Annotated in this window: 20 protein-coding genes and 1 other RNA gene; 12 read left to right on the plus strand and 9 right to left on the minus strand. The window is 72.7% G+C overall.

Annotated features, from left to right (window positions below):
* Positions 1–4: 4 nt before the first annotated feature.
* The 4 genes from trmFO to ABL310_RS15870 all read left to right on the plus strand — a co-directional run bounded on the left by trmFO (position 5) and on the right by ABL310_RS15870 (position 3,683).
* Positions 5–1,468 (plus strand): methylenetetrahydrofolate--tRNA-(uracil(54)-C(5))-methyltransferase (FADH(2)-oxidizing) TrmFO, encoded by a 1,464-nt coding sequence (trmFO, locus tag ABL310_RS15855; protein ID WP_349372074.1) that lies wholly within the window; start codon positions 5–7, stop codon positions 1,466–1,468.
* Positions 1,469–1,492: 24 nt separating this feature from the next.
* Positions 1,493–1,862, plus strand: a transfer-messenger RNA (tmRNA) gene (gene ssrA / locus ABL310_RS15860).
* A 92-nt stretch (positions 1,863–1,954) separates the two neighbouring features.
* Positions 1,955–2,686, plus strand: coding sequence for a ClpXP protease specificity-enhancing factor SspB (locus ABL310_RS15865; protein ID WP_349367978.1), 732 nt, complete (start codon positions 1,955–1,957; stop codon positions 2,684–2,686).
* 76 nt (positions 2,687–2,762) lie between these two features.
* Entirely contained in the window at positions 2,763–3,683 is a 921-nt protein-coding gene (locus tag ABL310_RS15870; RefSeq protein ID WP_349367979.1) for an N-acetylmuramidase domain-containing protein, read from the plus strand.
* A gap of 161 nt (positions 3,684–3,844) precedes the next feature.
* Here ABL310_RS15870 and ABL310_RS15875 read toward each other — a convergent pair whose 3' ends face one another.
* The 5 genes from ABL310_RS15875 to ABL310_RS15895 all read right to left on the minus strand — a co-directional run bounded on the left by ABL310_RS15875 (position 3,845) and on the right by ABL310_RS15895 (position 8,310).
* Positions 3,845–4,102 carry a hypothetical protein gene (locus ABL310_RS15875; RefSeq protein ID WP_349367980.1) on the minus strand — a complete coding sequence of 86 codons (258 nt, stop codon included), beginning with the start codon at positions 4,100–4,102 and terminating at the stop codon, positions 3,845–3,847.
* A gap of 190 nt (positions 4,103–4,292) precedes the next feature.
* The gene (locus tag ABL310_RS15880; RefSeq protein ID WP_349367981.1) at positions 4,293–5,195 is read right to left on the minus strand and encodes a DMT family transporter; all 903 of its coding nucleotides are present in this window, start codon (positions 5,193–5,195) and stop codon (positions 4,293–4,295) included.
* A 38-nt stretch (positions 5,196–5,233) separates the two neighbouring features.
* On the minus strand, positions 5,234–6,574 hold the full coding sequence (locus tag ABL310_RS15885; RefSeq protein WP_349367982.1) for a TRAP transporter large permease: 1,341 nt from the start codon (positions 6,572–6,574) through the stop codon (positions 5,234–5,236).
* 39 nt (positions 6,575–6,613) lie between these two features.
* Positions 6,614–7,174 (minus strand): TRAP transporter small permease, encoded by a 561-nt coding sequence (locus ABL310_RS15890; protein ID WP_349367983.1) that lies wholly within the window; start codon positions 7,172–7,174, stop codon positions 6,614–6,616.
* 146 nt (positions 7,175–7,320) lie between these two features.
* A complete protein-coding gene (locus tag ABL310_RS15895; RefSeq protein WP_349367984.1) occupies positions 7,321–8,310 on the minus strand; it encodes a sialic acid TRAP transporter substrate-binding protein SiaP in 990 nt (329 codons plus the stop codon).
* A gap of 248 nt (positions 8,311–8,558) precedes the next feature.
* Between ABL310_RS15895 and hutC the strand changes: the two genes are divergently transcribed.
* Positions 8,559–9,326: a histidine utilization repressor gene (gene hutC / locus ABL310_RS15900; protein WP_349367985.1), complete on the plus strand. Its 768-nt coding sequence runs from the start codon at positions 8,559–8,561 to the stop codon at positions 9,324–9,326.
* 9 nt (positions 9,327–9,335) lie between these two features.
* Here the strand turns inward: hutC and ABL310_RS15905 are convergent, their stop codons facing one another.
* Entirely contained in the window at positions 9,336–10,682 is a 1,347-nt protein-coding gene (locus tag ABL310_RS15905) for a formimidoylglutamate deiminase (protein ID WP_349367986.1), read from the minus strand.
* A gap of 80 nt (positions 10,683–10,762) precedes the next feature.
* On the opposite strand from ABL310_RS15905, the gene hutI reads away from it, so the two are divergent.
* The 3 genes from hutI to hutU are packed head-to-tail and all read left to right on the plus strand — an operon-like array spanning position 10,763 to position 15,230.
* Positions 10,763–12,013: an imidazolonepropionase gene (gene hutI, locus ABL310_RS15910; protein ID WP_349367987.1), complete on the plus strand. Its 1,251-nt coding sequence runs from the start codon at positions 10,763–10,765 to the stop codon at positions 12,011–12,013.
* Positions 12,010–13,539, plus strand: coding sequence for a histidine ammonia-lyase (hutH, locus tag ABL310_RS15915; protein WP_349367988.1), 1,530 nt, complete (start codon positions 12,010–12,012; stop codon positions 13,537–13,539). Before hutI ends, hutH begins: the two co-directional genes overlap by 4 nt.
* A gap of 17 nt (positions 13,540–13,556) precedes the next feature.
* Positions 13,557–15,230, plus strand: a complete 1,674-nt coding sequence (gene hutU / locus ABL310_RS15920; protein WP_349367989.1) for a urocanate hydratase — start codon at positions 13,557–13,559, stop codon at positions 15,228–15,230.
* Positions 15,231–15,257: 27 nt separating this feature from the next.
* Here hutU and ABL310_RS15925 read toward each other — a convergent pair whose 3' ends face one another.
* On the minus strand, positions 15,258–16,478 hold the full coding sequence (locus ABL310_RS15925; RefSeq protein WP_349367990.1) for a DNA glycosylase AlkZ-like family protein: 1,221 nt from the start codon (positions 16,476–16,478) through the stop codon (positions 15,258–15,260).
* Between the two features lie 198 nt (positions 16,479–16,676).
* Between ABL310_RS15925 and ABL310_RS15930 the strand changes: the two genes are divergently transcribed.
* Positions 16,677–18,719 (plus strand): elongation factor G, encoded by a 2,043-nt coding sequence (locus tag ABL310_RS15930; RefSeq protein WP_349367991.1) that lies wholly within the window; start codon positions 16,677–16,679, stop codon positions 18,717–18,719.
* A 100-nt stretch (positions 18,720–18,819) separates the two neighbouring features.
* A complete protein-coding gene (locus ABL310_RS15935) occupies positions 18,820–19,173 on the plus strand; it encodes a hypothetical protein (RefSeq protein ID WP_349367992.1) in 354 nt (117 codons plus the stop codon).
* A 6-nt stretch (positions 19,174–19,179) separates the two neighbouring features.
* Here ABL310_RS15935 and ABL310_RS15940 read toward each other — a convergent pair whose 3' ends face one another.
* Positions 19,180–22,176 carry an EAL domain-containing protein gene (locus tag ABL310_RS15940; protein ID WP_349367993.1) on the minus strand — a complete coding sequence of 999 codons (2,997 nt, stop codon included), beginning with the start codon at positions 22,174–22,176 and terminating at the stop codon, positions 19,180–19,182.
* Between the two features lie 113 nt (positions 22,177–22,289).
* Positions 22,290–22,811 (minus strand): tRNA (N6-threonylcarbamoyladenosine(37)-N6)-methyltransferase TrmO, encoded by a 522-nt coding sequence (gene tsaA, locus ABL310_RS15945; RefSeq protein WP_349367994.1) that lies wholly within the window; start codon positions 22,809–22,811, stop codon positions 22,290–22,292.
* A 163-nt stretch (positions 22,812–22,974) separates the two neighbouring features.
* Between tsaA and ABL310_RS15950 the strand changes: the two genes are divergently transcribed.
* Together ABL310_RS15950 and ABL310_RS15955 are read left to right on the plus strand one after the other, a co-directional pair.
* Positions 22,975–24,447, plus strand: coding sequence for an AMP nucleosidase (locus ABL310_RS15950; protein ID WP_349367995.1), 1,473 nt, complete (start codon positions 22,975–22,977; stop codon positions 24,445–24,447).
* Positions 24,448–24,460: 13 nt separating this feature from the next.
* The gene (locus ABL310_RS15955) at positions 24,461–25,816 is read left to right on the plus strand and encodes a branched-chain amino acid ABC transporter permease (protein WP_349367996.1); all 1,356 of its coding nucleotides are present in this window, start codon (positions 24,461–24,463) and stop codon (positions 25,814–25,816) included.
* The last annotated feature ends 7 nt before the right edge of the window (positions 25,817–25,823 follow it).

Raw genomic sequence — 25,823 nt, forward strand, 5'->3', positions numbered from 1 at the left:
GAACATGTCCGAGATCAAGCCCGTCCACGTCGTCGGCGGCGGCCTCGCCGGGTCCGAGGCCGCCTGGCAGATCGCCCAGGCGGGCGTGCCCGTCGTCCTGCACGAGATGCGCCCCGTGCGCATGACGGAGGCCCACAAGACGCACGGCCTCGCCGAGCTCGTCTGCTCGAACTCCTTCCGCTCGGACGACGCGGAGAGCAACGCGGTCGGCCTGCTGCACCAGGAGATGCGCCGGCTCGGATCGCTCATCATGACGACGGGCGACCGGCACCAGGTGCCGGCGGGCGGCGCCCTCGCCGTCGATCGCGACGGCTTCTCGGAGGCGGTGACCGCCGCGCTCGAGGCGCATCCGCTGGTGACGATCTCGCGCGGCGAGGTCGCGGGCCTTCCGCCGGAGGACTGGGACAGCGTCGTCGTCGCGACGGGCCCGCTCACCTCCCCCGCCCTCGCAGAGGCCGTGCGCGGCCTCACCGGCGAGAGCGCGCTCGCCTTCTTCGACGCCATCGCCCCCATCGTCTACCGCGAGAGCGTGGACATGGGGGTGGCGTGGTTCCAGTCGCGCTACGACAAGCCGGGCCCCGGCGGCACCGGCGCCGACTATCTCAACTGCCCGATGGACAAGGCGCAGTACGAGGCCTTCGTCGACGCGCTGATCGCCGGCGAGAAGACCTCGTTCAAGGACTGGGAGGCGAACACCCCCTATTTCGACGGCTGCCTGCCCATCGAGGTCATGGCCGAGCGCGGGCGCGAGACGCTGCGCCACGGGCCGATGAAGCCAGTGGGGCTGACGAACCCGCACAAGCCCGACGAGAAGCCCTACGCCGTGGTGCAGCTGCGCCAGGACAACGCGCTCGGCACGCTGTTCAACATGGTGGGCTTCCAGACCAAGCTGAAATACGGCGCGCAGGCCGAGATCTTCCGCATGATCCCGGGCCTGGAGAACGCCGAGTTCGCCCGCCTCGGCGGCCTGCACCGCAACACCTATCTCGACTCGCCCAAGCTGCTCGACGGCACGCTGCGCCTGAAGGCCGCCCCGCGGCTGCGCTTCGCCGGCCAGATCACCGGCTGCGAGGGATACGTCGAGAGCGCGGCGGTGGGCCTGATGGCCGGGCGCTTCGCCGCCGCCGAGCGGCTGGGGCGCGGGCTTCGCCTCCTCCCGCCGACGACCGCCATGGGCGCGCTGATCGCGCACATCACCGGCGGCCACATCGTCGCCGACGAGGACGAGGAGCGCGTCGAGGGCGTCGAGACGGGGCCGGCGAAGCCCCGCTCGTTCCAGCCCATGAACGTCAATTTCGGCCTCTTCCCCCCGCTGGAGAGCGCTCTCCCGAAGGCCGAGAACGGCAAGCGCCTGCGCGGCTCCGCCAAGGCCATGGCGAAGAAGAAGGCGATGACGGATCGCGCGCGGGCGGATCTGGCGGCGTGGCTGGCGGAGACGGGGGAGACCGGGGTGCTGGCGGCGGAGTGATGCGGGCCATCGCTCCCCGAAATCCCTGTTGAATCCCCCGCCCCCTCGCCTATATTCAGTCTGTCGCCGCAAGGCGGCTATGGCGATAAACGGCTGTCGCAATAAGCCCTTCGGACCCGGGGGCGGTACCCGGCGCCTCCACCCGAGCCCAGGCTCCCCCATATGCGGGCCCTGGGTTCCGGCGGGGGCGAAATAGGATCGACGGGGGTCTAAAAGGCAGCCTTTCGCCCGGCATGGTTCCGCCGTTATCGGGCCGAATTATAGTTGCCAACGACAACTATGCTATGGACGTCCGCGCGGCTGCGTAATGCGGTCTAGCGACATCCGATCCAAGTCCTAGGGGGTAGCACTTCTAGGCGGGGCCCGGAGGCGCCTGGCAACAGAAGCCTCCACTTTCATTTTCGGGCGAGATGCGGCATACGCCGTCAGGACGAGAGCGCAACCGGCCGAGATCGGCATCCCGAGCGACACCCCCCCGAGCGACCCATGACCACAGATCTCATCCGCTACGATCTCCTGGTGCAGGACGCGCTGAAGGGTGTCGTACGCAAGGTCCTGTCGGACGCCGCCCGCGACGGCCTGCCGGGCGACCATCATTTCTACGTCTCGTTCCAGACCGGGTTTCCGGGCGTGCGCCTGTCCAGCCGCATGCGCGAGAAGTACCCGGACACGATGACGATCGTGCTCCAGCACCAGTTCTGGGATCTCGCCATCACCGAGCACGCCTTCGAGGTGGGCCTCTCCTTCGGCGGGGTGCCGGAGCGGCTGCTCGTGCCCTTCGACGCGCTGACCGGCTTCTTCGATCCCTCCGTGCAGTTCGGGCTCAAGTTCGAGATCCGCGAGGCGCCCGAGGGCGCCGCCGGTCCGACGGCCGTGCCCGGCCCGGCGCCGGTGGGCGAGCCCGCGCGCCCGCTCCTGCGCGGCGCCGGCTCCGAGCCGGCCGAGACCGAGCCGCGCCGCTCCCCCACGCCGCGCATCGCGCCGAAGGCGAACGGCGAGGAGACCGAGCGCCCGCAGGCGACGCCGCAAGCGGCCGACGGCGGCGCGGACGAGGCTCCGCCCAAGGGCCGGAAACGCGCGCCCGCCGCGGACGGCGCCGAGACGCCCGCGGATCCGCGGGAGACCGGCGACGCCGCCGAGGGTCAAGGGGACCAGGGCGACCAGGGCGACCAGGGCGCTCAGGTGGTCAGCCTCGACGCGTTCCGCAAGAAGACCTGATCTGTTCACATTTCGTTCTTGACACTCGCGACATGTCTGCGCTAGCCTCCGCATGCAATCGGAGGAGGCCATCGCCATGTCCCTGCGATCCGTTTTATCGGGCTCGAGCCCGGCGTCCGTCCCCTGCGGCGGCGCGCCGCGCGCGGTCCCCGAGCCGCCGAGCCCCGAGCCGCCGAGCCCCGAGCCGCCGGCGCAGGCCGCGCCGCTGACGCCGGCCGGGGTCGAGGCCGCGCTCGCGCGGCTCTCGCTGGAACCGGCGGCGCTCTGGGCTGTGATGCGCGTGGAGGCGAAGGCCTGCGGCTTCCTGGCCGATCGACGGCCCGTGATCCTGTTCGAGCGACACGTCTTCCACCGCCGCACCGGCGGCGTCTTCGCGTCCTCTCATCCGGAGGTCTCGAATCCCAAGCCCGGGGGCTACGGCCGCCCCGGCGCGCATCAGCACGACCGGCTCGCGGCGGCGCAGGCGCTCGATCGCGTCGCCGCGCTCGAGAGCGCGTCCTGGGGGCTCGGGCAGGTGATGGGCTTCAACGCCGGCGTCGCCGGCTATCCCGACGTCGTGGCCTTCGTCGCAGCCATGCGGGCCGGCGAGGACGCCCAGCTCGGCGCGATGGCCGCCTTCATCGCCGCGAACGGCCTCGACCGGGCTCTGCGCCGGCGGGACTGGACGGGGTTCGCGCGAGGCTACAACGGCCCCGGCTTTGCCCGCAACGCCTACGACGTGAAGCTCGCCACCGCCTTCGCGGACTACGCGAGCGGGGCGCGGCCGCCCCCGGACCTGCGTCTGCGCGCGCTGCAGATGCGGCTCCTCTTCCTGGGTTTCGCGCCGGGCCCGGTGGACGGGGTTTTCGGCCGGCGCACGCGCACGGCGCTCGCCGCCTTCCGCGTCGGCTCCGGCGCGGACCCCGCGGCGGCGCGGGACCCGCCGACCGAGGCCGACGAGATCGCGCTGGCCGACGCGGCCGGGCGGCTCGGCGCGCGCGCCGCGGCGCGGGCGTGATCCGGCGCGCCGGCGCCGGCGGTCCCGCCCGGGCCGCGCCGGCGATGGCGGCGCCCGGCGCGCGGCGGTCGCGGGAGCGCCCGCCGCGCGCCGGGGTCGGGACCGGCCGGCGGCCGGTCGGGTGCGGAGATCCGAAACGCGGATCATGGCCGCAGCCTCGCTCAGCTGTGGTCCTCGGCGTTCTTGCGGATCGCCTCGCGGGCCTCCCAGAAATCGGCGCCGCCGCTGGCGAGCGGCGCGCGGATCGAGCCGGTGACGTCCACGTCGTGCGCCGTGCGGGCCTGCGGCTTGAAGAAGCCGTCCTGCTGCTGGGGCTGGTCGTAGAGGGTCACCTCGTCCGGCGTATAGGCCAGCGCCGGCGAGAAGCTCGTGGCGAGAGCGACGGCCGCGGCGGCGAGGGTGTGCGTGATCTTGGTCATGGTCGGTCTCCTGTGGGGGCGGACCGGCCGTCGGCCGGTCCCGGGTTCGCCGACCGCCCGTCCGCCCCATGCGAACGCGTCGTGTCGACGGGGCGGAGACTGGCCCCGGCGCATGTCCCGTTGCTTGCGTGGCGCAGGAATCCGATGTCGCCGCAACGGCGGTTTCGTTTCGATCGTGTGCGGACCGGGCTCAGCGTGTCGCGCGCATGCCGCCACGCGCCCGCGCCGCCGCGACGACGACGGCGACGACGGCGGCCGCGGCCGCCCAGGTGGTCGCGCCGACGCGCTCGTCGTTGAGAAAGGCCGCGATGCCGAGGGTCACGAAGATCTGCAGGAGCTGCACCTGCCCCACCCGCGCGACGCCGCCCAGCGGGAGCCCGGCGTTCCAGGCGAAGAAGCCGAGATACTGGCTCATCAGCGTGACGTAGGCGAACCCGACCCAGCTCGCGTCGGGGACGGCGGCGAGATCCGCGGGCGCGAGGACGAGGGCCGTCGGGATCGTCACCGGCAGGGCGATCACGAGTGCCCAGGAAATGACCTCCCAGCCCGGCATCGTGCGAGCGAGCACGCCCGAGACCGCATAGCCGAACGCCGCGCTCGCCACCGAAAGCACGAGATAGGCGTCTCCCGCCGCGAGGCCGGAGACGCCGTCGCGCAGGGCGAAGCCGACCACGATGGCCGCGCCGAGGAGCGCGCTCGCCCAGAAGCCGGCCGGCAGGCGCTCGCCCCCGAGCAGGGCCCCGGCGATCGCCGTCGCCAGCGGCAGCACGCCGAGCACGACCCCGCCATGGGACGCCTCGACGCTGGTCATGGCGATCGCCATCGTCGCGGGGAAGGCGCCGACGAGGGCGAGCGAGGCGAGCGCGACGCGTCCGAGCACGGCCGGCGACGGCAGGCGCCGGCGCGTCGCAGCGAGCACGCCGAGGGCGACGAGGCCCGCGAGCGCGGCGCGCCCCGTCGTGACGAACCACGGATCGAGCCCGGCCACCGCGAGCCGCGTGAAGGGCAGCGTGCCGCCGAAGATCACCACGCCGACGAAGCCGAGCCCGAGCCCGAGCCACACGTCCCGGCCCGCGGAATACGCCCTGTCCATCTCGCCCCCGCCCTCCCGCGCCGCGGGCGCGCCGGTCGCTACAGATAGCCCATGGCGCGCAGGAACTCGGGGAGCCACAGGGTCGTCGCCGGCACGAAGGTGATGAGCGCGAGGGTCGCGAGGAGCGGGATCAGGAACGGCGCCACCGCCCGCACACAGTCCTCGAACGAGATCGAGGCGACCCGGGCCAGCACGTAGAGCACCATGCCGACCGGCGGCGTGAGGAGCCCGATCATGAGGTTGAGCACCATGACGATCCCGAAATGCACCGGGTCGATGCCGAGCTGCACGGCCACGGGGAGCAGCACCGGCGTGAGGATGGTGATCGCGGCGATCGTCTCCATGAAGCAGCCGATGATCAGGAGGAAGCCGTTGACCATCAGGAGGAAGACGAGCGGGTTCGTCGCGACCTCGAGGATGAAGGCGCCGAGCGCTTCCGTCGTGCGGGTCGTCGTCAGGATCCAGCCGAAGATCGAGGCGCCGGCGACGATGAAGAGCACCACCGCCGTCGTCTCGATCGTGTCCATGGACACGCGCACGAACTGGCGCATCGTCAGCACCGAATAGCGCGGCTTGCGGCCGCGGCTCGCCAGGACCGCGTTCATGATCCGATGGATCACCACCGAGAGGACGAGCGCGTAGGCGCAGGCGAAGATCGCGGCCTCGGTGGGCGTGAACAGGCCGAAGGACATGCCGCCGATGATGATGGCGGGCGTCATCAGGGGCAGGATCGCATCGAGGAAGGTCCAGCCGAGGCGCCCGAGCCGGAACTTCGCGTCGGCGCCGATGCCGCGGCGATGGGCGACGATCGTCACCGCCGCGGACAGGAACAGCGCCATCAGCAGGCCCGGCAGGATTCCGGCGACGAAGAGCGCGTTGATCGAGGCCCCCGAGACGACGCCGTAGATCACGAGCGGCAGCGAGGGCGGCACGATCGGCCCGATGGTGGAGGACGCCGCCGTGATGCCGACCGCGAGCTTGGCGTCGTAGCCGTTGTCCCGCATGGCCTTGATCTCGATCGTGCCGAGCCCGCCGGCATCCGCCACCGCCGTGCCGGACATGCCGGCGAAGATCACCGAGGCGGCGACGTTGACGTGGCCGAGCCCGCCCTTGAGCCAGCCCACCGCCGCGGTGGCGAAGGCGAAGATCTGCTTCGTGATCCCGGCCGAGTTCATCAGGTTGCCGGCCATGATGAAGAACGGCACCGCGAGCAGCGGGAAGCTGTCCACCCCGTTCACCATGCGGTGGATGACCGTGATCTCCGGGATCGAGCCGGCCATCACGATGTAGAGGAGCGAGGAGCCCGCGAGCGCCACCGCGATCGGCACGCCGAGCAGGATCATGGCGACGAGGGCGGCGATCATGATGCCGATCAGCATGCGGGTGGCCTCTTCTCGGGGCTCGTCGGGAGGTCGGCGTCAGTCGACGGCCGCGCCGTGCGGCGCGTCGGGCTCGCGCCGGGAGAGGCGCCGCCAGAAGCGCAGGGCGGCGTGGATCGTCATGGCGAGGAGGGCCGCGGCGACCGCCCAGTAGATGTACTTCTTGGGCACGTCGATCGACATGATCATGCCCGGCGCCCGGCGCCCCAGCTGGAAGGCGTACCAGGCGAGGAAGCCGCAGAAGCACGCGACGATGCCGTCGATGACGACCAGCAGCCAGTGCCGCGGGCGCGCCGGCAGGAAGACGAGCAGCGCCTCCACCGCGATGTGCGAGCCCTTGCGCATCGCCGTCACCGCGCCGACGAAGGTGACGCCGATGAGCAGGTAGCGCGCGATCTCCTCCGTCCAGCCGAGCGAGTCGTTGAGGACGTAGCGCGTGTAGAACTGCAGGAAGACGATCGCGAACAAGGCCCAGAAGATCGCGAACACGATCCCGTCCGACCAGCGCAGGTCGGAGAGGTCGACGTGGCTCTCCTCCTCGCGCCACTCCTCGAAGAGCTGATCGACGGACTTGTCGGAGTCGGGTTTCGGGTCGGTCATCGGAGCCGCCGGAAGCTGGGTGCGAGGTGGAGCGCCGCGCCGGCGTCCCCGGCGGAGCCGTCGGGGCCGACGCGGCGTCGGGCGCTCTGGGCGCGAGAACGACGTTGCGAGGGAGAGCGTCGTCGCCCTCCCCCGCCCGGCGGGGATCAGTCCGCGCCGATCGCCTGGAGACGGTCGTAGGTGTCCTGGTCCCAGGTCGCGTCCGGGCCGTTGTGGAGCGCCACCGTCGCCTCGCGGAAGGGCCCGCGATCGACCTCGTTGACGTTCACGCCCTGCTCCTCGAACCACGAGGCGAGCTTGTTCTCGGCCTCGATGATCTCCACCGTGCAGCGGTCGGCCGCGGCCTCGATCAGCTCGGTGAGGATCGCCTCGTCGGCGTCGTCGATCTTGTCGCGGGCGGGGCCGCCGACGATGGACAGCAGCGCGTCGGTGATGTGGCCGGTGAGGTTGATGTCCGACTGCACCTCGTAGAAGCGCTTGGCCTGGATCGTCGGAAGCGGGTTCTCCTGCGCGTCGACGACGCCCTGGCTGAGCGCGAGATAGACCTCGGCGAAGGCGATCGGTGTCGGGTTCGCGTTCACCGCGCGGGGAAACATGGTGTAGAGCGGCGCGTTCGGCACGCGGATCTTCAGCCCGTCCATGTCCTCGGGCGTCAGGATCGGCTTGTTCGAGGTGACGTGGCGCCGGCCGTAATAGGTCAGCGAGACGATGCGGTTGCCCGTCGCGTCCTCGTAGCCCTGCGAGAGCTCGTCGAACAGGTCCGACTTCCGGTAGGCGTCCCAGTGATCGAAGTCGCGGAACATGAAGGGCGCGCCGCCGATGGCGATCGGGCCGTAGGACCGCCCCGCGAAGAGCTGCCCGGTATAGATGATGTCGACGGTGCCGAGCGAGAGGCCCTCGTTGATGTCGACCTCCTTGCCCAGCGTCGAGGCCGGGAAGACCTCGATGTTCCAGCGATTGTCCGTGCGCTCGGCGAACTCGTCGGCGGCCCACAGCGCACAGGTATGGTAGGGCTCGGACGCCTCGTAGACGTGGGCCCATTTGAGCACTTCCTGGGCGTTGGCGGGGGCCACGGTCACGGCTGCGGCGAGAACCAGCGCGCCGATGGCGGCGCTGCCTGCGAGAAAGCTTTTCATTTGGCGTTTCCTCCGCTTTTCGTGTCGCGTCCGCCGCGGGCGCGGCGAACGAGGCTGCGGGTCCGGGCCGCGTTCTGATGCACGGTCTCCGATCCGTTGGAAAATCTCGCATCGCGCGCGCCGGGCGGCAAGCCCGGAACGAGGCCCGCTCCCGTCTGTCCCTCGGCGCACGGGATCGCCTGCCTGGACATGTCCGCACATGCCGAGCGAAACTGACGCCGTGGAATCATGACAGAAGGGACCCGATCGTGAGGCGAGCCGTCCGGCGCAGGACCACGACGCCCGCCACCACGATGCTGCCGGAGGCGGCAGGACCTCTCTACGATCGCGTGAAGAGCTACGTTCTCGAGAACATCGCCACGGGCGCCTTCGCGCCGGACGCGCGGCTGCCCTCGGAGCACGAGCTCGTCGCGGCGCTCGGGATCTCGCGCATGACCGTGCACCGCGCGCTGCGGGAGCTCTCGGCCGCCGGCGTGCTCACCCGCGTGCAGGGCGTCGGCACCTTCGTCGCGCGCCCCCAGCCGCGCTCGCCGGTGATGGAGGTGCGCGATATCGCCAGCGAGATTCGCGCTCGCGGCGGCATCCATTCCTGCCGCGTGATCGCGCTCGAGGAGATCGCCCCGCCGCCGGAGATCACGCCGCTCTTCGGGCCGGGCGCGCCCGCGCGTGTCTACCACTCGGTCGTGGTTCACGCCGAGGACGGCGCGCCGGTGCAGGTCGAGGAGCGCTTCGTCCATCCGGCGGCGGCGCCGGGCTATCTCGAGCACGATTTCAGCCGGATCACCGCGCACGACCACATCCAAGCGCACGCCCCGCTCACCGAGGTCGAGCACGTCGTCACCGCGACCGGGGCCGATCCGGTCGCGGCGGAGGCGTTCGGGATCCCCGCCGGGGCGCCTGTCCTGCTGCTGCGCCGCCGCACCTGGTCCGGCCCGATGGTCGCGACGGTGAACCGCCTCACCTATCCGGGCGACCGATACGCCCTGGCGGATCGACGCCGCGTCGGCGGCGGCTGAGCCGCCGCCTCATCCGGCGAGCGCGCGCATGGCGGCGGCGAAGCGCCGGTCGATGACGTCTCGGGCGACGTGCCGGCCGTCGCGCACGACGAGACGCCCGCGCGCCCACACCCGGTCGACCGCGACGCCGCGGGCGAAGATCCAGGCGTCGAGGAACCCGTCCTCCGCGAGCCGACCCGTGGCCTCGCCCCCGAGCGCCACCACGTCCGCCGGCGCGCCCGGCGCGAGCCCGTTGCGCACGTCGAGCGCCGCCGCGCCGCCCGCGCCGGCGGCGTCGAGCACGGCCCGTCCCGTCGAGCCGCCGGGCGGGGCGAGCACGTTGCGGGCGCGCTCCGTCAGGCGCTGCGCGTATTCCAGCTGCCGCAGCTCGCCGGGGAGCGTGATCCGCACGTGCGAGTCCGTGCCGATCCCGAACCGTCCGCCGGCGGCGCGGTAGGCGCGCGCGGGAAAGACGCCGTCGCCGAGATCCGCTTCCGTGACCGGGCACAGGCCGGCGACGGCGCCCGACCGCGCGAGCCGCTCGGTCTCCTGCGCGTCCATGTGCGTGGCGTGGACGAGGCACCAGCGGGCGTCGACGGGGGCGTTGTCGAGGAGCCAAGCCACCGGTCGCGCGCCGGTCGCGGCGAGGCAGGCCTCGACCTCCCGCACCTGCTCGGCGACGTGGATGTGGATCGGCCCCTCCCCCGCGAGTCCGACGAGGTGGGCGAGCTCGTCTGCCGAGACCGCCCGCAGGCTGTGCGGCGCGACGCCGAGCCGGCCGCCTTCGAGCGCGCGGACGAGGCCGCGGCAGGCCTCCAGCAGCGCCGCGAACAGGTCGCGGTCGCAGACGAAGCGGCGCTGCTCCGGGGCGGGCGGCGCACCGCCGAAGTCGGAATGGGCGTAGAAGACCGGCAGCAGCGTCATGCCGATCCCGGTCTGCGCGCTCGCGGCGCAAACCCGCGCCGCCAGCTCGGCGATGTCGGCATAGGCGCGGCCGTCGCGATCGTGGTGGAGGTAATGGAACTCGCCGACGCGAGTGTAGCCGGCCTCCAGCATCTCCGCGTAGGCGCGCGCCGCCACGGCCTCGACGTCGTCGGGCGTCATCCTCAGCGCGAGGTCGTACATGGCGACGCGCCATGTCCAGAAGCTGTCGGCCGTCGCGCCTGCCGCCTGGGCGCGGCCGGCCATGGCGCGCTGGAAGGCGTGGCTGTGCAGGTTCGGCGTGCCGGGGACGGCGACGACGCAGCGTTCGTCTCCCGGCTGCGGCGCCGCGCCGACCTCGATCGATCCGACGACCCGGGCGGCGCACGTGATGCGCACGTCCTCGCGCCAACCCTCCGGTGTGAGCGCCGCGCGCGCGTGGATGGTCGTCGTCATGCCCGTCTCCCGCGTTGTTCTCGAACGCGCTTGCCAGCATCGGCCAAATGTCTATACATGTAAAGACGAGGAGCGCCACCATGATCGACAAGCGCGAACGCCCCGTCGACGCCGCCCCGCGCCTGTGGCGCAACGCGCGGCTCGCCACCTTCGCTCCCGGCCTGCCCGGCATCGGCGCGATCGAGGACGGCGCGCTTCTGGCCCGCAGCGGGCGGATCGTCTTCGCCGGCCCGGCAAGCGCGCTCGCCGACGAGGCCGTGGATGGCGCGCAGGTCGTCGACTGCGCCGGCCGCTGGATCACGCCGGGCCTCGTCGATTGCCACACCCACATCGTCCATGGCGGGACCCGTGCGCGCGAGTTCGCCATGCGGCTGGACGGCGCCAGCTACGAGGAGATCGCCCGCGCCGGCGGCGGCATCCTCTCGACCGTGCGCGACACCCGCGCCCTCGACGTCGAGGGCCTCGTCGCCGCCGCCCTCCCCCGGCTCGACGCGCTGCTCGCCGAGGGTGTGACCACGATCGAGATGAAATCCGGCTACGGGCTGAGCGGCGCGAGCGAGATCGCCATGCTCCGCGCCGCCCGCGCCCTCGACGATCGCCGCCGCGTGCGGGTCGTCACGTCCTGGCTGGCGGCGCACGCGACGCCGCCGGACTACGCGGGCCGCAACGACGCCTATCTCGACGAGGTCGTGCTGCCCGGCCTCGCCCAGGCGCACGCGGAGGGCCTCGTCGACGCCGTCGACGGCTTCTGCGAGGGCATCGCCTTCTCGCCCGCCGAGATCGCCCGCGTCTTCGACGCCGCGCGCGCGCTCGGCCTGCCGGTGAAGCTCCACGCCGAGCAGCTCTCGAACCTCGGTGGCGCGGCGCTCGCGGCGTCCTACGGCGCGCTCTCGGCCGACCACCTCGAGCATCTCGACGAGGCCGGCATCGCGGCGATGGCGCGGGCGGGGACGGTGGCGGTGCTCCTGCCCGGCGCTTTCTACACGCTGCGCGAGACGAGGAAGCCGCCGGTCGCGGCTCTGCGCGCGGCGGGCGTGCCGATCGCCGTCGCCACCGACTGCAATCCCGGCTCCTCGCCGCTGACCTCGCTCCTCCTCGCGATGAACATGGCCGCGACGCTGTTCGAGCTGCCCGTCGACGCGTGCCTCGCCGGCGCCACCCGCGAGGCGGCCCGCGCGCTCGGGCTGCTCGACGAGATCGGCACGCTCGAGGCCGGGAAGGCGGCGGATCTCGCGATCTGGGACGTCGAGAGCCCGGCCGAGCTCGTCTATCGCATCGGCTTCACCCCGCTGCACGCCCGCATCGTCGCCGGGCGGGAGATCGCGCCATGACCGTCACGCTCGAACCCGGCGCCGTGCCGCTCGCGATCCTCGAGCACGTCTATCGCTTCGGGATCCCGGTACGTCTCGACCCCGCCTGCGACGCGCCGATGGCCCGCTCGGCGGCGCGCATCGCCGCGATCGCGGCCGGCGACGCCCCGGTCTACGGCGTCAATACCGGCTTCGGGAAGCTCGCCGCGATCCGCATCGACGCCGCCGACGTCGCGACCCTGCAGGAGAACCTGATCCGCTCGCATTGCTGCGGCGCAGGCGCGCCGCTGCCGGCGGAAATCGTGCGGCTCGTCATGGCGCTCAAGCTGATCTCGCTCGGGCGCGGCGCCTCCGGCGTTCGCCTCGATCTCGTGCGGCTGATCGAGGGCATGCTCGCGCGCGGCGTGATCCCGGTCGTGCCGGAGAAAGGCTCGGTCGGCGCCTCCGGCGACCTCGCGCCGCTCGCCCACATGGCGGCCGTGATGATCGGCGAGGGCGAGGCCGTCCTCGCGGGCGAGCGGCTCCCCGGCGGCGAGGCGCTGCGGCGAGCCGGCCTCGAGCCGGTGCGGCTCGCGGCGAAGGAGGGGCTCGCGCTGATCAACGGCACGCAGGTCTCCACCGCGCTGGCGCTGGCGGGGCTGTTCCGCGCCCACCGCGCCCTGCAGGCGGGGCTCGTCACCGGTGCGCTCGCGACCGACGCCGCCATGGGCTCGCCGGCGCCCTTCCGCGAGGAGATCCACCGCCTGCGCGGCCACCGCGGGCAGATCGACGTCGGCGTCGCGCTGCGCACCCTGCTCGACGGCTCGGGGATCCGCGAGGCGCATCGCGAGGGCGACGAGCGGGTTCAGGACCCCTATTGCATCCGCTGCCAGCCGCAGGTCGCCGGCGCCTGCCTCGATCTCCTGCGCCACGCGGCCGCGACGCTGGAGATCGAGGCGAACGCGGTGACCGACAACCCGCTCGTCCTCTCCGACGACAGCGTCGTCTCGGGCGGCAACTTCCATGCGGAGCCCGTGGCCTTCGCCGCCGACCAGATCGCGCTCGCTGTGGCCGAGCTCGGCGCGATCGCGCAGCGGCGGATCGCGCTCCTCGTCGACCCCGCCCTCTCCCATGGGCTGCCCGCCTTCCTCACCCGCACGCCGGGGCTGAATTCGGGGCTGATGATCGCCGAGGTCACCTCGGCGGCCCTGATGTCCGAGAACAAGCAGATGGCGCACCCGGCCTCGATCGACTCGACGCCGACCTCCGCCAACCAGGAGGACCACGTCTCGATGGCCTGCCACGGCGCGCGGCGGCTCCTGGCGATGACGCGGAACCTCTACGGCATCGTCGCCATCGAGGCGCTCTGCGCGGCGCAAGGGGTGGAGCTGCGCGCGCCGCTCTCGACGAGCCCGGCGCTCGTGCGCGCGCTCGCCGCGATCCGCGCCGTCTCGCCGCCGCTCGAGGCCGACCGCGCCCTGGCCGGCGACATCGCGGCGGCGACGGACCTCGTCGCCTCGGGCGCGCTCGCGTCGGCGATCGCCACCGACGTGCTGCCGGACCTGTGAGAGGGAGGACGACCGAGATGACCGATCCGCGCCGCAACGCCCGCATCGTCCGCGCGCCCCGCGGCCCGCAGCTCACGGCCAGGAGCTGGCTCACCGAGGCGCCGCTTCGGATGCTGATGAACAACCTCGACCCGGAGGTGGCCGAAAACCCGCACGAGCTCGTCGTCTACGGCGGCATCGGGCGCGCGGCCCGCAGCTGGGGCGATTTCGACGCCATCGTCGCGGCGCTGACGGATCTCGAGGGCGACGAGACGCTGCTCGTCCAGTCCGGCAAGCCGGTCGGGATCTTCCGCACCCACGCCGACGCGCCGCGGGTGCTGATCGCGAATTCCAACCTCGTGCCGCATTGGGCGACCTGGGCCCATTTCAACGAGCTCGACCGCAAGGGGCTCGCCATGTACGGCCAGATGACCGCCGGCTCTTGGATCTACATCGGCACGCAGGGGATCGTGCAGGGCACCTACGAGACCTTCGCCGAGGCCGGGCGCCAGCATTACGGCGGGAGCCTGGCGGGCCGCTGGATCCTCACCGCCGGCCTCGGCGGCATGGGCGGCGCGCAGCCGCTCGCCGCCGTGATGGCGGGCGCCTCCTGCCTCGCCGTCGAGTGCGACCCGGACCGCATCGACGTCCGCCTGCGCACCCGCTACCTCGACGAGAGGACGGACAGCCTCGACGAGGCGCTCGCCATGGTGGAGCGCTGGACCAAGGCGGGCGAGGCCAGGTCCGTGGGCCTCCTCGGCAACGCCGCCGAGATCGTGCCCGAGCTCGTGCGCCGGGGCGTGCGCCCCGACATCGTCACCGACCAGACCTCGGCGCACGATCCGATCAACGGCTACCTCCCCGCCGGCTGGACGCTCGCCGAGTGGCGCGAGAAGCGCGAGAGCGACCCCGCCGCCGTCGAGCACGCGGCGCGCGCGTCGATGCGCACGCATGTCGAGGCGATGGTGGCCTTCTGGAACGCGGGCGTGCCGACGCTGGATTACGGCAACAACATCCGCCAAGTAGCCAAGGAGGAGGGGCTCGAGAACGCCTTCGCCTTCCCGGGCTTCGTGCCGGCCTATATTCGCCCGCTCTTCTGCCGCGGCATCGGCCCCTTCCGCTGGGCCGCGCTCTCGGGCGACCCGGAGGACATCCACCGCACCGACGCGAAGGTGAAGGAGCTCACCCCGGGCGACGCGCACCTGCACAATTGGCTCGACATGGCCCGCGCGCGCATCGCCTTCCAGGGCCTGCCGGCGCGGATCTGCTGGGTGGGGCTCGGCATGCGCGACAAGCTCGGCCTCGCCTTCAACGAGATGGTGGCGAGCGGCGAGCTGAAGGCGCCGGTCGTCATCGGGCGCGACCACCTCGATTCGGGCTCCGTCGCCTCGCCCAACCGCGAGACCGAGGCGATGAAGGACGGCTCGGACGCCGTCTCCGACTGGCCGCTCTTGAACGCGCTGCTCAACACGGCGTCCGGCGCGACCTGGGTGTCGCTGCATCACGGCGGCGGGGTCGGCATGGGCTTCTCGCAGCATGCCGGCATGGTGATCTGCGCCGACGGCACCGAGGCGGCGGCGAAGCGGATCGCCCGCGTCCTGTGGAACGACCCCGCCACAGGCGTCATGCGCCACGCCGACGCCGGATACGAGGAGGCGCTCGATTGCGCCCGGGAGCATGGGCTGCGGCTGCCGGGCATTCTCGGAGGATGACGGTGGCTCGCGTCCAGGGCGCGGCGCTCAATCCACGACGGGAGCCACCCGGCCGATCACCGCCTTGCGCACCGGCGCCGGGATCCGCGGATGCGCGCCGACGCGCTCGGCGCCGACGAGGCCGGCGAGGCGGTGGAGGGCGGCGCGCAGGTCGTCGAGGCTCTCGTCGCCCGCGAGCTCGAGCCGGTCCACCAGCAGCTTGCGGCCCTCGACGAGGCGCAGGTCGACGATGCCGGCGAAGCGGGCGCGGTGGATCAGCGGCATGGCGAAGTAGAAGGCCCGCTCGCGCCTGGGCTTGTAGGCCTCGAACAGGAAGCGCCGGCCGAACAGGCGCTCGAAGCGGGCGCGGTCGAACAGGAGGTTGTCCAGGGGCGGGACGATGCGCATCGGCTCGTCGCGGGCCGGCGCATCGCCCTCGGACGCAGCGCGCAGGGCGTCGAGATCCTCCGCGAGGACGAGATGCTCCACAGGCTCGCCGTCGATCACGACAGGGATCGGCACGGCCCCGATCGCCTCCCGCGCGGCCGCCACCGCGGCGCGGATGCGCTCGCGCCGGGCGTCGGCGCGCCAGGGGCCGACGTGATGCTGCACCCGCGCGACGAGCGCGTCCGGCGTGGCGAGGCGCAGCACCTCGAGTGCGGCGCGGGCCTGCTCGGCGATCTCGACGTCGGAGAGGGGCGCGGGCTCGGGCGACGCGAGCTCCGGATGGAGCCGCTCGGTGAGATCGAACAGCCGCTCGAAGGCCCGGGTGCGGCCGGCGACCTGGATGCGCCCGGCGCCGTAGAGCCGCTCCAGCGCCACCGTCGTCGCCTTGAGCGTGTCGAAGCCGCCCGGCACGCGCGCGCTCTCGAAATCGCTCGACTTCGTCGGCCCGTGCTCGGCGATGCGGGCGAGGACGCGCGCCTCGACGGCGCCGTGGCCCGCCTCGTCGAGATCCCCGATGCGGAAGCGGGCGGCGCGGTGCGCCATGCCGCGCATGAAGGCCGGGGTCCAGGCCCGGCGCACGAAGTGGACGGGGTAGTGCTGCTCGACGAACGTCCGTGCCACGGCGTCGTCGAAGGCGCGCACCGGCACGTCGGCGCGCGCGGCGAGCGCGAGCTCGTGATTGCGCCCGCCGGCGATGCGGATCGTGTCGATCTGCACCATCCCGAGCCGCTCGAGCGGCGCCGCGTCGCGCCAATGCGGGCCCGCGAGCCCCAGGCGCTCGCAGACGAACCGCCGCGCCGCCTCCGCCTCGATCCGGATCATTCCCTATGCCGCCCCTCGCCGTCCGCTGATTCGCCCGCTATCGCAACGGAGAGAGCATAAACCCCGCCGCTCGCCGTCCGAAGTCGCGTGACGGGGGGCTTGCCAAGCGCCCGCGACGCGCAGAGCATGGGTAGCCACGCAAGCGCCCGCGAGAAGGCGTCGTCCGCGAAGGGGCGGAATGCGCGGGAGGTCGCAGCCATGTCAGACAGAGAAACCGTCGCCGGCGCGGCACGTTGCGTCGCCATCGTCGGCCCTTTCCAATCCGGCAAGACCACTCTGCTCGAGAGCCTGCTGGAGCGATCCGGCGCCGTGCCGCGTGCCGGCTCCGTCGCCGCGGGCACCAGCGTCGGCGACGCCAGCCGCGAGGCTCGCGGCCACGCCATGAGCGTCGAGCCGAACGTCGCCTCGGCCGAGTTCCTCTGCGAGAGCTTCTCCTTCGTCGACTGCCCGGGCTCGGTGGAGCTGTCGCAGGACATGCGCGCCGCGCTCCCCGCCTGCGACGCGGCGATCGTCGTCTGCGAGGCCGACGAGCGCAAGATCCCGGCGCTCGAGCTGATCCTGCGGGAGCTCGAGGAGGCGGACATTCCGCGCTTCCTCTTCCTCAACAAGATAGACGCCGCCGCCCAGCGCGTGCGCGAGACGCTCGCGCTCCTGCAGCAGGCCTCGCGCACCCCGCTCCTGCTCCGCCAGATCCCGATCTGGAAGGACGGCATCGCCGTCGGCTTCGTCGACCTCGCGCTCGAGCGCGCCTTCATCTACCGCGAGCACGCGCCGAGCACGGTGGTCGACGCCGCCGACGCCGCCCCGCCGGACGTGCGCGACGCCCGCTTCCAGATGCTGGAGCGTCTCGCCGACTACGACGACGCGCTGATGGAGGAGCTCCTCTCGGACATCGAGCCGCCGCGCGACCGCGTCTTCGACGATCTCGCCCGCGAGCTGAGGGAGCGCCACGTCGTCCCCGTGCTGATCGGCTCGGCCGAGCGCGGCAACGGCGTCACGCGCCTGCTCAAGGCGCTGCGCCACGAGGCGCCGCGGCTCGCCGAGACCCGCGCGCGGCTCGGCGTCGCCGAGGAGGGGCCGGCGCTGGCCCAGGTGGTCGCGACGCGCCACACCAGCCACGGCGGCAAGCTGTCGATCTCGCGCGTCCTGCGCGGACGCTTCAAGGAGGGCGACGGCGTCGTCACCTCCCGCGGCGCGGACGGGCGCATCGCCGGCATCTCCACCGTCTGCGGCGAGGCCACCCGCCGCATCGGGGAAGCCGGCGAGGGAGCCCTCGCCGCCTTCGCCAAGCTCGACGCGGTGGAGACCGGCGAGAGCCTCCAGGCCGGGCGCGAGCGCCCCGCCACCGTCGCGACGATCGTTCCCCCGGACCCGGTCCACGTCCGTGTCCTCCACGTCGCCGACCGCAAGGACGAGGCGAAGCTCGCGACCTCGCTCGCCAAGCTCGCCGACGAGGACCCCTCGCTCGTCGTGCGCCAGGACCCCGAGACGGGCGAACTGCGCCTCGCCGGCCAGGGCGAGATGCATCTGCGCCTCGCGGTGGAGCGGCTGAGGAGCCGCTTCGGCCTCGACGTCGACGCGAGCCCGCCGGCCGTAGCCTATCGCGAGACGGTCCGCAGCGCCGTCGCCGCGCGGGCGCGGCACAAGAAGCAGACGGGCGGCCACGGTCAGTTCGCGGACGTGGCGATCTCCGTCGCGCCGCTGCCCCGCGGCGAGGGCTTCGCCTTCTCCGACACGATCACCGGCGGCGTGGTGCCCAAGCAATGGATCCCCTCCGTCGAGGCCGGGGCCCGCACCGCTCTGGCGCACGGGCCGCTCGGCTTCCCCGTCGTCGACGTCGCGGTGACGCTCACCGACGGCGGCTTCCACAGCGTCGACTCGTCGGACGCCGCCTTCCAGGCCGCGGGCCGCGCCGCCGTCGTGGAGGCGCTGGCCAAGGCCGGATCGGTGCTGCTCGAGCCGGTGATGGCGGTGGAGATCGTCGCGCCCTCCGACACGATCTCGAAGGCGACGCAGATCGTGTCGGGCCGCCGCGGGCAGATCCAGTCCTACGCGCCGCGTCCCGGCTGGGAGGGCTGGGACGTGCTCTCGGCCCTGGTGCCGGAGGCGGAGATGGACGGGCTCATCGTCGAGCTGCGCTCCTCCACCGCCGGCGTCGGCTCCTACCGCGCGCGCTTCGACCACCTGGCCGAGCTCGCCGGGAAGCCCGCCCAGGCGGTGATCGGACGCGCCGCGAGCTGAGTCGCCGTATAGGCGTATCTACCGATCTTCTGTGCTGCGCGGCCGGGCCCTAAGCTCGGCCGCGGCGTCGCTCCGACGCCGTCCAGGCAGGATGACCTCCGTGCAGTCCAAGCTCATCGCCACCGCGCGCGCCGGCTTCGCCGCGTTCGCGCTCCTCGCCGTGTCCGCCGTCACCATGTCCGGCACGGCGCAGGCCCAGAACCGGGTCGTCGAGATCGTCAACGACACCGGCTACACCATGATGGAGTTCTACGCCTCCAACGTCGATCGGACGTCGTGGGAGGAAGACATCCTCGGCGCGGACGTGCTGCCGAGCGGCTACTCCGTCGACATCGACATCGACGATGGCTCCGGCCAGTGCCTGTTCGACTTCCGCGCCGTGTTCGAGGACGGCGACGAGATCGTGGACGAGGCGGTCAACGTCTGCGAGGTGGTGACCTTCACCTACGAATGATCCCCCTCACGCCGCCCGGCGACGCGCCTCCAGCAGCGCCCGGGCGGCCTCCGCGGGGGCGGGGCGGCCGATCAACCAGCCCTGCGCCTCCGAGCATCCCTCGGCCTTGACGCAGGCGAGCTGCGCCTTTGTCTCGATCCCCTCCGCTGTGATCGCGATGCCGAGCCGCGCGCCGAGCCCGACCATGGCCCGCACGATCGCCGCCGTGTCCGGATGGTCCATCTCGCGGATGAACGAACGGTCGATCTTGATGCGGTCGAAGCCGAAGCGGCGCAGGTACGAGAGCGACGAATAGCCCGTGCCGAAATCGTCGAGGGCGATGCGCACGCCGAGCTGGCGCAGCCGGTGGAGCGTCTCGACCACGGCCTCGCTCTCGCGCATCAGCACCGTCTCGGTGATCTCGAGCTCGAGCCGATCGGCGGAGAGGCCCGAGCGCGCGAGCGCGTCGGCGACGATGGCCGGCAGGTCGTCGCGGTCGAACTGCACGGCGGAGACGTTCACCGCGACCCGCGTCGGCGCCGGCCAGGTCGCGGCGACGGCGCAAGCGCGGCGCAGCACCCAGTCGCCCAGCGGCGAGATCAGCTTCGTGTCCTCGGCGAGCGGGATGAAGCGGTCGGGCGGGATCGGCCCGTGCTCGGGATGCGTCCAGCGCGCGAGCGCCTCGAAGCCGGTGATGGCGCCCGTCGTCACGTCGAGCGACGGCTGGAAGTGCAGGTCGAGCTCCTCGCGCGCGATCGCCTGGCGCAGGTCGATCTCGAGCTCCTGGCGCGAGCGCTCGGCGGCGTCCATCTGCGCCTCGAAGAAGCGGAAGGTCGAGCGCCCCTCCCCCTTCGCCCGGTAGAGCGCGAGATCCGCGTTCTTGAACAAGGCGTCCGCATCGACCCCGTCCTGCGGCGAGAGCGCGACGCCGACGCTAAGGCCCACCGAGAGGTCGCGGCCCGCGACCGAAACGGGCGTCGACAGCGCGTCGACGAGGCGCTGCGCGAGGCTGCGGGCAGCCTCCGGCTGCGCCGCGCCGATCTGGAGCACCGCGAACTCGTCGCCGCCCAGGCGCGCGATCAGGTCGCCGCCGCGGATCTGGCCGGCGAGCCGCCCGGCCACGGCGCGCAGGAGCGCGTCGCCCACGGGGTGGCCCAGCGTGTCGTTGACGGTCTTGAAGCGGTCGAGGTCCAGGCACAGCAGCGCCACGCTCTCGCCGGTGTCTCGCGCGCGGGCGAGGGCGTCGTCCAGACGCTCGCGGAAGCAGGCGCGGTTGGCGAGGTCGGTGAGGCTGTCGTGACGGGCCATGCGCTCGGCCCGGCGCTCGGCCTCCTTGCGCGCGGTGATGTCGGTATGCGTGCCCACCATCCGCAGCGGCCGCCCGTCGTCGGCCCGCGCGACGACCTTGCCGCGGTCGAGAATCCAGCGCCAGGTCCCGTCCTTGTGGCGCACGCGATGCTCGCATTCGTAGATCGGGACCCGCCCCTCGAAATTAGCCGTGAGGGCGGCCTCGACGGCCGGCATGTCGTCGGGATGGACGAGACGCTCCCAGGACGAGACGTGCGGCGCGATCTCGTCCGCCTCGTAGCCGAGCATGGTGGCCCAGCGCTCGGAGAACCAGACCGTTCCGGTCTCGACGCTCCAGTCCCAGAGGCCGTCGTTCGTCGCCTCGAGCGCGAAGGCGAGGCGCTCCTCGCTCTCGCGAAGCAGCGCCTGCGAGCGCTCGAGCGCCTCCTCGGCGAGCTTGCGCTCGGTGATGTCGATGTTGAGGCCGAGGATGCGCGGCGCCCCGCTCTCCGCGTCGCGCACGGGCCGCCCTACCGCCATGATCCAGCGCGTCGAGCCGTCGTCGAGCGGTATGCGGAACTCCACGCGATAGGGCGCCCCGGTCTCGACCGATCGCCGCCCCGCCGACCAGATCGCGTCGATATCGCGCGGATCCACCCGCCGCGAGAACACGTCTTCGGAAACCGGATCGGGGCCGTCCTGCGGCAGGCCGAGCAGACGCCGGCTGTCGCGCGAGAGCCGCGCCTCCTTGTCGGCGACGCGCCACTCGAAGGATCCCGCCTCCGCCGCTTCCTGCGCCAGGTGCAGGAGCTGCGTCGCCTCGACGAGCCGCTCCTTGTCCCTGACGAGGTCGTCGATGTCGAGCGACGTCCCCAGCCATTCGGCGACCGCCCCGCCCGCGCCGTAGCGGATCGGGCTCATGGTCAGCGTGTGCCAGCGATAGGCGCCGTCGTGGCGGCGCAGCCGCGCGGTCGCCTCGAACGCCTTCCCGGCGGCGATCCCTTCGCGACGCGCATGCGTCAGGCGCGCGAGGTCGCGCGGATGATGCAGGGCGAGCCGCGCGTCGAGCGTCGCCGCCTCCTCGCCGTGATAGGCGCGCATGCGCTCGTTGACGTAGAGCGCCGTCCCGTCGCTGCGCGAGACCCACACCTTGTGCGGCAGCGCCTCGGCGAGTGTGCGGTAACGGGCCTCGCTCTCGGCGAGCGCCGCCTGTTGCGCGGCGTGCAGCGCGGCGTCCTGGGACTGGCGCAGATGCGCTTGATGCAGGCGCAATTGCGCGACGACGGCCGCGCCGAGATCACGCAGGGCGGCGCGATCCGTCTCGTCGAAGGGCCGCGGGACCGTGTCGATGACGCACAGGCTGCCGACCCTGACATCGGGCTCGAGAACGAGCGGCACGCCGGCGTAGAAGCGGATGTGGGGCGCGCCCGTCACCAGCGGGTTGTCGCGAAAGCGCGCGTCCGCCCACGCGTCCTCGATCACGAACGGCTCGTCGCCCAGGATGGTGAAGCGGCAGAAGGCGACGTCGCGCGCCGTGCCGTCGACGTCGAGCCCGCAGCGCGCCTTGAACCATTGGCGATCCGCCTCCATCAGCGAGACCAGCGCGATCGGCGTCCGGAACAGGCGCGCGGCCGAGCGGCACAGCGCGTCGAAATGCGGCTCCGGAGCGGTGCCGACGATCGCCAAGGCGCGCAATGCGGCGAGACGTGCGCTCTCGGTGCCCGACGAGGAAGTCATGTCGCCCCCTGCTGGGGCCGCATTCGAGCAGCAGCCCGCTTTTCTCCAGGAAGCATGCGGGAGAATCTTTTATCTTTTGCTAAACCGAACGCAGAAAACCGCGTCCTCACCTGTCAATTGCGCGCAGCGCCGCCCCGCTCGCTCTCGCGCCAACCGACGTGCGCCTCGGGCTTGGCGTCGACGCTGGCGAAGTAGGGCTTCAGGTCGAGGAGCGGCGTGCCGTCGAGGCAGTCGAGCCCGCGAAGCGTGAGGCGCGCACCCTCGATGCCGATCAGCTCGGCCACCGAGAGCGCGATCGGGTTCGGCCGCGCGGGCGAGCGCAGGGCGAAGGTGCCGCGCCCGTGCGCGTAATGCGCGGGCTTCTGGACGACGAGGTCGCGCGGCGCGCGGTCCATCCAGTAGAGCACGATCACGTGCGAGCAGGTCTCGAGCTCGGCGAGGCCCGCCTGCCAGCGCGGGTCGAGCTCGATCGTCACGAGGGCGTCGGACGCGCCCGCGTTCTTCGGGCAGTCCTCGCGGCGGGTCCAGGGCGTGCGGATTCGCCCGATGAAGTAGAGGCCGGCGTCGAAGCGCTCCGGAAGCGCGACGCGCTCCTCGCCGGGGCGCGCGCCGCCCTCGTCCGTCCCCTCGCCCATGCACCCCTCCGCTTGCGCCTCGCTCCCGTGCGAAACGTCCCGTGCGTCTTGCGCCCGTCACCGCGTCGGGTCACAACGGAAGACGCGATCGGGACGAAGGTAAGGCGAGCCCCGCCCGTCGCGTCAAGCGGCGGGTCCGCCCGCCGAACGCCGGAGATGACGGATGCCCGAGCCGAAACCGCAGATCAGCGCGACCCCGGAAGAGGCGGTCGAGCGCCTCTCGGCCTTGTACGACGCCGCCGCGGACCGGCTGCGCGAGGCCGTCGCGCGCTTCGTCCACGGCGGCGAGCCGCCGACGGCCGAGGAGCGCGCGGCCTTCCGCTACCCGCGCCTGCGCATGCGCCACTCCGGGGACGGCGCCCCGCCGCGCACCGAGCGGGCCTACGCCAAGCTCCAGGTCACGGGCCTCTACGAGACGACGCTGACCCATCCCGCGCATTTCAGCGCCTACCTGCTGGAGCAGCTGCGCCCGCTCGTCTCCGACTACGGGGTGACGCTGGAGGTCGACCTGTCCGACCAGGAGATCCCCTATCCCTACGTGCTCGAGCGGGGCGACGAGCTCTCGCACGGGGTCGTCACCGCGAGCGATCTCGCCCAGCACTTCCCGACCCCGGCTCTGGCCGAGGTCGGCGACGAGGTGGCCGACGGGCTGTGGGACATCGACGACGGCACGCCGCGCCCGCTCGCTCTCTTCGACGCCGTGCGCGTCGACTACTCGCTGCGCCGGCTCGTGCACTACACCGGCGCCGACTGGCGGGCGGTGCAGCCCTGGATCCTGCTGACGAACTACCATCGCTACGTCGATCAGTTCGTGCAGTGGAGCCTCGCGGAGCTCGCCCGCGAGGGGAGCCCCTACACGCGCCTGACGCTCCCCGGCGGCATCGTGGTCGAGCGCGACGCGGCGGCGTCCGAGAGCGCCGAGGCGCTGATGGCGCGCTCGCCCTGGCACCGCTTCCAGATGCCGGCCTACCACCTCGCCCGCGCCGACGGGCACGGGGTGACGCTGGTCAACATCGGCGTCGGGCCGTCCAACGCGAAGACGATCTGCGATCACCTCGCCGTCCTGCGCCCGCATTGCTGGCTGATGGTCGGGCATTGCGGCGGCCTGCGCCAATCGCAGACCATCGGCGATTACGTGCTCGCCCACGCCTACCTGCGCCAGGACCACATCCTCGACGCGCTGGTGCCGCCCGAGGTGCCGATCCCGGCGCTCGCGGAGGTGCAGATCGCGCTGCAGCAGGCGGCGGCGGAGGTGACCGGCGAGGCCGGGGAGATGCTCAAGCGCCGGCTGCGCACGGGCACCGTCGTCACCAACGACGATCGGAACTGGGAGCTGCGCTGGAGCCAGGAGCGCCGGCGCTTCAACCTCTCGCGCGCCATCGCCATCGACATGGAGAGCGGCACCATCGCCGCCCAGGGCTACCGCCTGCGCGTGCCCTACGGCACGCTGCTCTGCGTCTCCGACAAGCCGCTCCACGGCGAGATCAAGCTCCCCGGCGCAGCCTCGGCCTTCTACCAGAGGGCGGTCGGCGAGCACCTGATGATCGGGCTCGCCGCCCTCGACATCCTGCGCGGCCAGAAGACCTCGCTGCATTCGCGCAAGCTGAGAAGCTTCGACGAGCCGCCGTTCCGGTGAGGAGACGGGCGCGATGCGCCCCCTCCTCGTCCTCGTCCTGTTCCTCACCCTCGCCGGCTGCGTCCCCGCCGGCGACCCGGTGCAGGGGCTCGTCTGCCGCACGGCGCTGGTCGCGCTCCATCCGGAGGACAGCGCCTTCGACGTCGCCCGCGAGATCGGCGATCCCGACGGGCGGGGCGTGAGCGTCGTCTACACGGTCACCGAGCCGGGCGGGCGCTCGCGGCGCGCGCGGATCGCCTGCCGCTTCGCCGACGATCGCGCCGCCGACGGGAGGCTCGACCTCGTCTTTGTGGCGCAGGACGGCGCGCCGCTGTCGGAGACGCGACTGTTCCTGCTCGAGCGCTACTGGACCGACCGGGGCGCCGACGCCGCGATCTTCGCGCCGCCACGCCCTTCGGCGCTCGCGGGAGACGGGCTCGCGCTCCCGCATGGCGGCGTGCACGCCGTTCAGGTCGCGGTCGCGGCGCTGACGACGGGATCGCTCTACGGTCTCCTCGCCGTCGCCTATTGCCTCGTCTACGGCCTGATCGGCCGCGTCTTCCTCGCCTTCGGCGAAATCGCCATCGTCGGCGGCTACGCGGTGGCCATCGCGGTGGGGATCGCCCTCGTGGCGACCCCGCTCGTGGGCGAGAGCGCGGTCTATGCCGGCCTCGGCCTCGGCCTCGTCCTCGCGCCCCTCGTCGCCGGCGCGTTGGCGCGGCTGCTCGCGGAGAGTGTCGTCGCCCCCCTCGCCCACCGGCCGGGCTACGCGATGATCGTCGCCTCGTTCGGCCTCGTGATCGTCCTCGCGGAGGGCTTGCGGCTCGCCCAGGGCGGCGCCGAGCTCTGGATCGCGCCCGGCCGCATCCGCGGCCTCGTGCTCGCCACCAATCCCGACGGCGCCACCGCGACGATCACCCTCACCCAGGCCGCCGCGATCACGCTGGCGATCGCCGGCGCGCTCGGCGCGATCCTGCTGGTCGCGCGCACGCGCTTCGGACGGGCGTGGCGCGCGGTCTCGGACGATCCGCAGGCCGCCGCGCTGATGGGCGTCGACGCCCGCGCGACGCTCGTCGCCGCGACGACCCTCGCCGGCGTGCTCGCCGCCCTCGCCGGCTGGTTCGTCGTGGCGCATTACGGGAACATCTCCTTCGGCGGCGGCCTGCTCTTGGGGCTCAAGGCCCTCGTCGCGGCGATTCTCGGCGGCATCGGATCGCTGCCGGGCGCTCTGCTGGGCGGCCTGCTGCTCGGGCTCGGCGAGACCCTGTGGTCGGCCTTCCTGCCGGGCGCCTATCGCGACGTCGCCGTCTTCCTCGCGCTGGCCGCGCTTCTGGCGCTGCGGCCGGGCGGCTTGTTCGGAGACGCCCATCCCGGTTCCCAAAGGGTGTGAGACCCCG

The sequence above is a fragment of the Salinarimonas sp. genome (genome assembly GCF_040111675.1).
In the GTDB taxonomy this organism is placed as follows: Bacteria; Pseudomonadota; Alphaproteobacteria; order Rhizobiales; family Beijerinckiaceae; genus Salinarimonas.

Bases quoted from the DNA above. Each gene is read 5' to 3' on its own strand.
- tsaA (WP_349367994.1), bottom strand. From the start codon at position 22,811: ATGGGCGAGGGGACGGACGAGGGCGGCGCGCGCCCCGGCGAGGAGCGC.
- ABL310_RS15955 (WP_349367996.1), top strand. From the start codon at position 24,461: ATGCGCCCCCTCCTCGTCCTCGTCCTGTTCCTCACCCTCGCCGGCTGC.
- ABL310_RS15930 (WP_349367991.1), top strand. From the start codon at position 16,677: ATGTCAGACAGAGAAACCGTCGCCGGCGCGGCACGTTGCGTCGCCATC.
- hutU (WP_349367989.1), top strand. From the start codon at position 13,557: ATGACCGATCCGCGCCGCAACGCCCGCATCGTCCGCGCGCCCCGCGGC.
- ABL310_RS15905 (WP_349367986.1), bottom strand. From the start codon at position 10,682: ATGACGACGACCATCCACGCGCGCGCGGCGCTCACACCGGAGGGTTGG.
- ABL310_RS15865 (WP_349367978.1), top strand. From the start codon at position 1,955: ATGACCACAGATCTCATCCGCTACGATCTCCTGGTGCAGGACGCGCTG.
- ABL310_RS15875 (WP_349367980.1), bottom strand. From the start codon at position 4,102: ATGACCAAGATCACGCACACCCTCGCCGCCGCGGCCGTCGCTCTCGCC.
- ABL310_RS15895 (WP_349367984.1), bottom strand. From the start codon at position 8,310: ATGAAAAGCTTTCTCGCAGGCAGCGCCGCCATCGGCGCGCTGGTTCTC.
- ABL310_RS15890 (WP_349367983.1), bottom strand. From the start codon at position 7,174: ATGACCGACCCGAAACCCGACTCCGACAAGTCCGTCGATCAGCTCTTC.
- hutI (WP_349367987.1), top strand. From the start codon at position 10,763: ATGATCGACAAGCGCGAACGCCCCGTCGACGCCGCCCCGCGCCTGTGG.
- ABL310_RS15950 (WP_349367995.1), top strand. From the start codon at position 22,975: ATGCCCGAGCCGAAACCGCAGATCAGCGCGACCCCGGAAGAGGCGGTC.
- ABL310_RS15885 (WP_349367982.1), bottom strand. From the start codon at position 6,574: ATGCTGATCGGCATCATGATCGCCGCCCTCGTCGCCATGATCCTGCTC.
- ABL310_RS15940 (WP_349367993.1), bottom strand. From the start codon at position 22,176: ATGACTTCCTCGTCGGGCACCGAGAGCGCACGTCTCGCCGCATTGCGC.
- trmFO (WP_349372074.1), top strand. From the start codon at position 5: ATGTCCGAGATCAAGCCCGTCCACGTCGTCGGCGGCGGCCTCGCCGGG.
- hutH (WP_349367988.1), top strand. From the start codon at position 12,010: ATGACCGTCACGCTCGAACCCGGCGCCGTGCCGCTCGCGATCCTCGAG.
- ABL310_RS15880 (WP_349367981.1), bottom strand. From the start codon at position 5,195: ATGGACAGGGCGTATTCCGCGGGCCGGGACGTGTGGCTCGGGCTCGGG.
- ABL310_RS15870 (WP_349367979.1), top strand. From the start codon at position 2,763: ATGTCCCTGCGATCCGTTTTATCGGGCTCGAGCCCGGCGTCCGTCCCC.
- ABL310_RS15925 (WP_349367990.1), bottom strand. From the start codon at position 16,478: ATGATCCGGATCGAGGCGGAGGCGGCGCGGCGGTTCGTCTGCGAGCGC.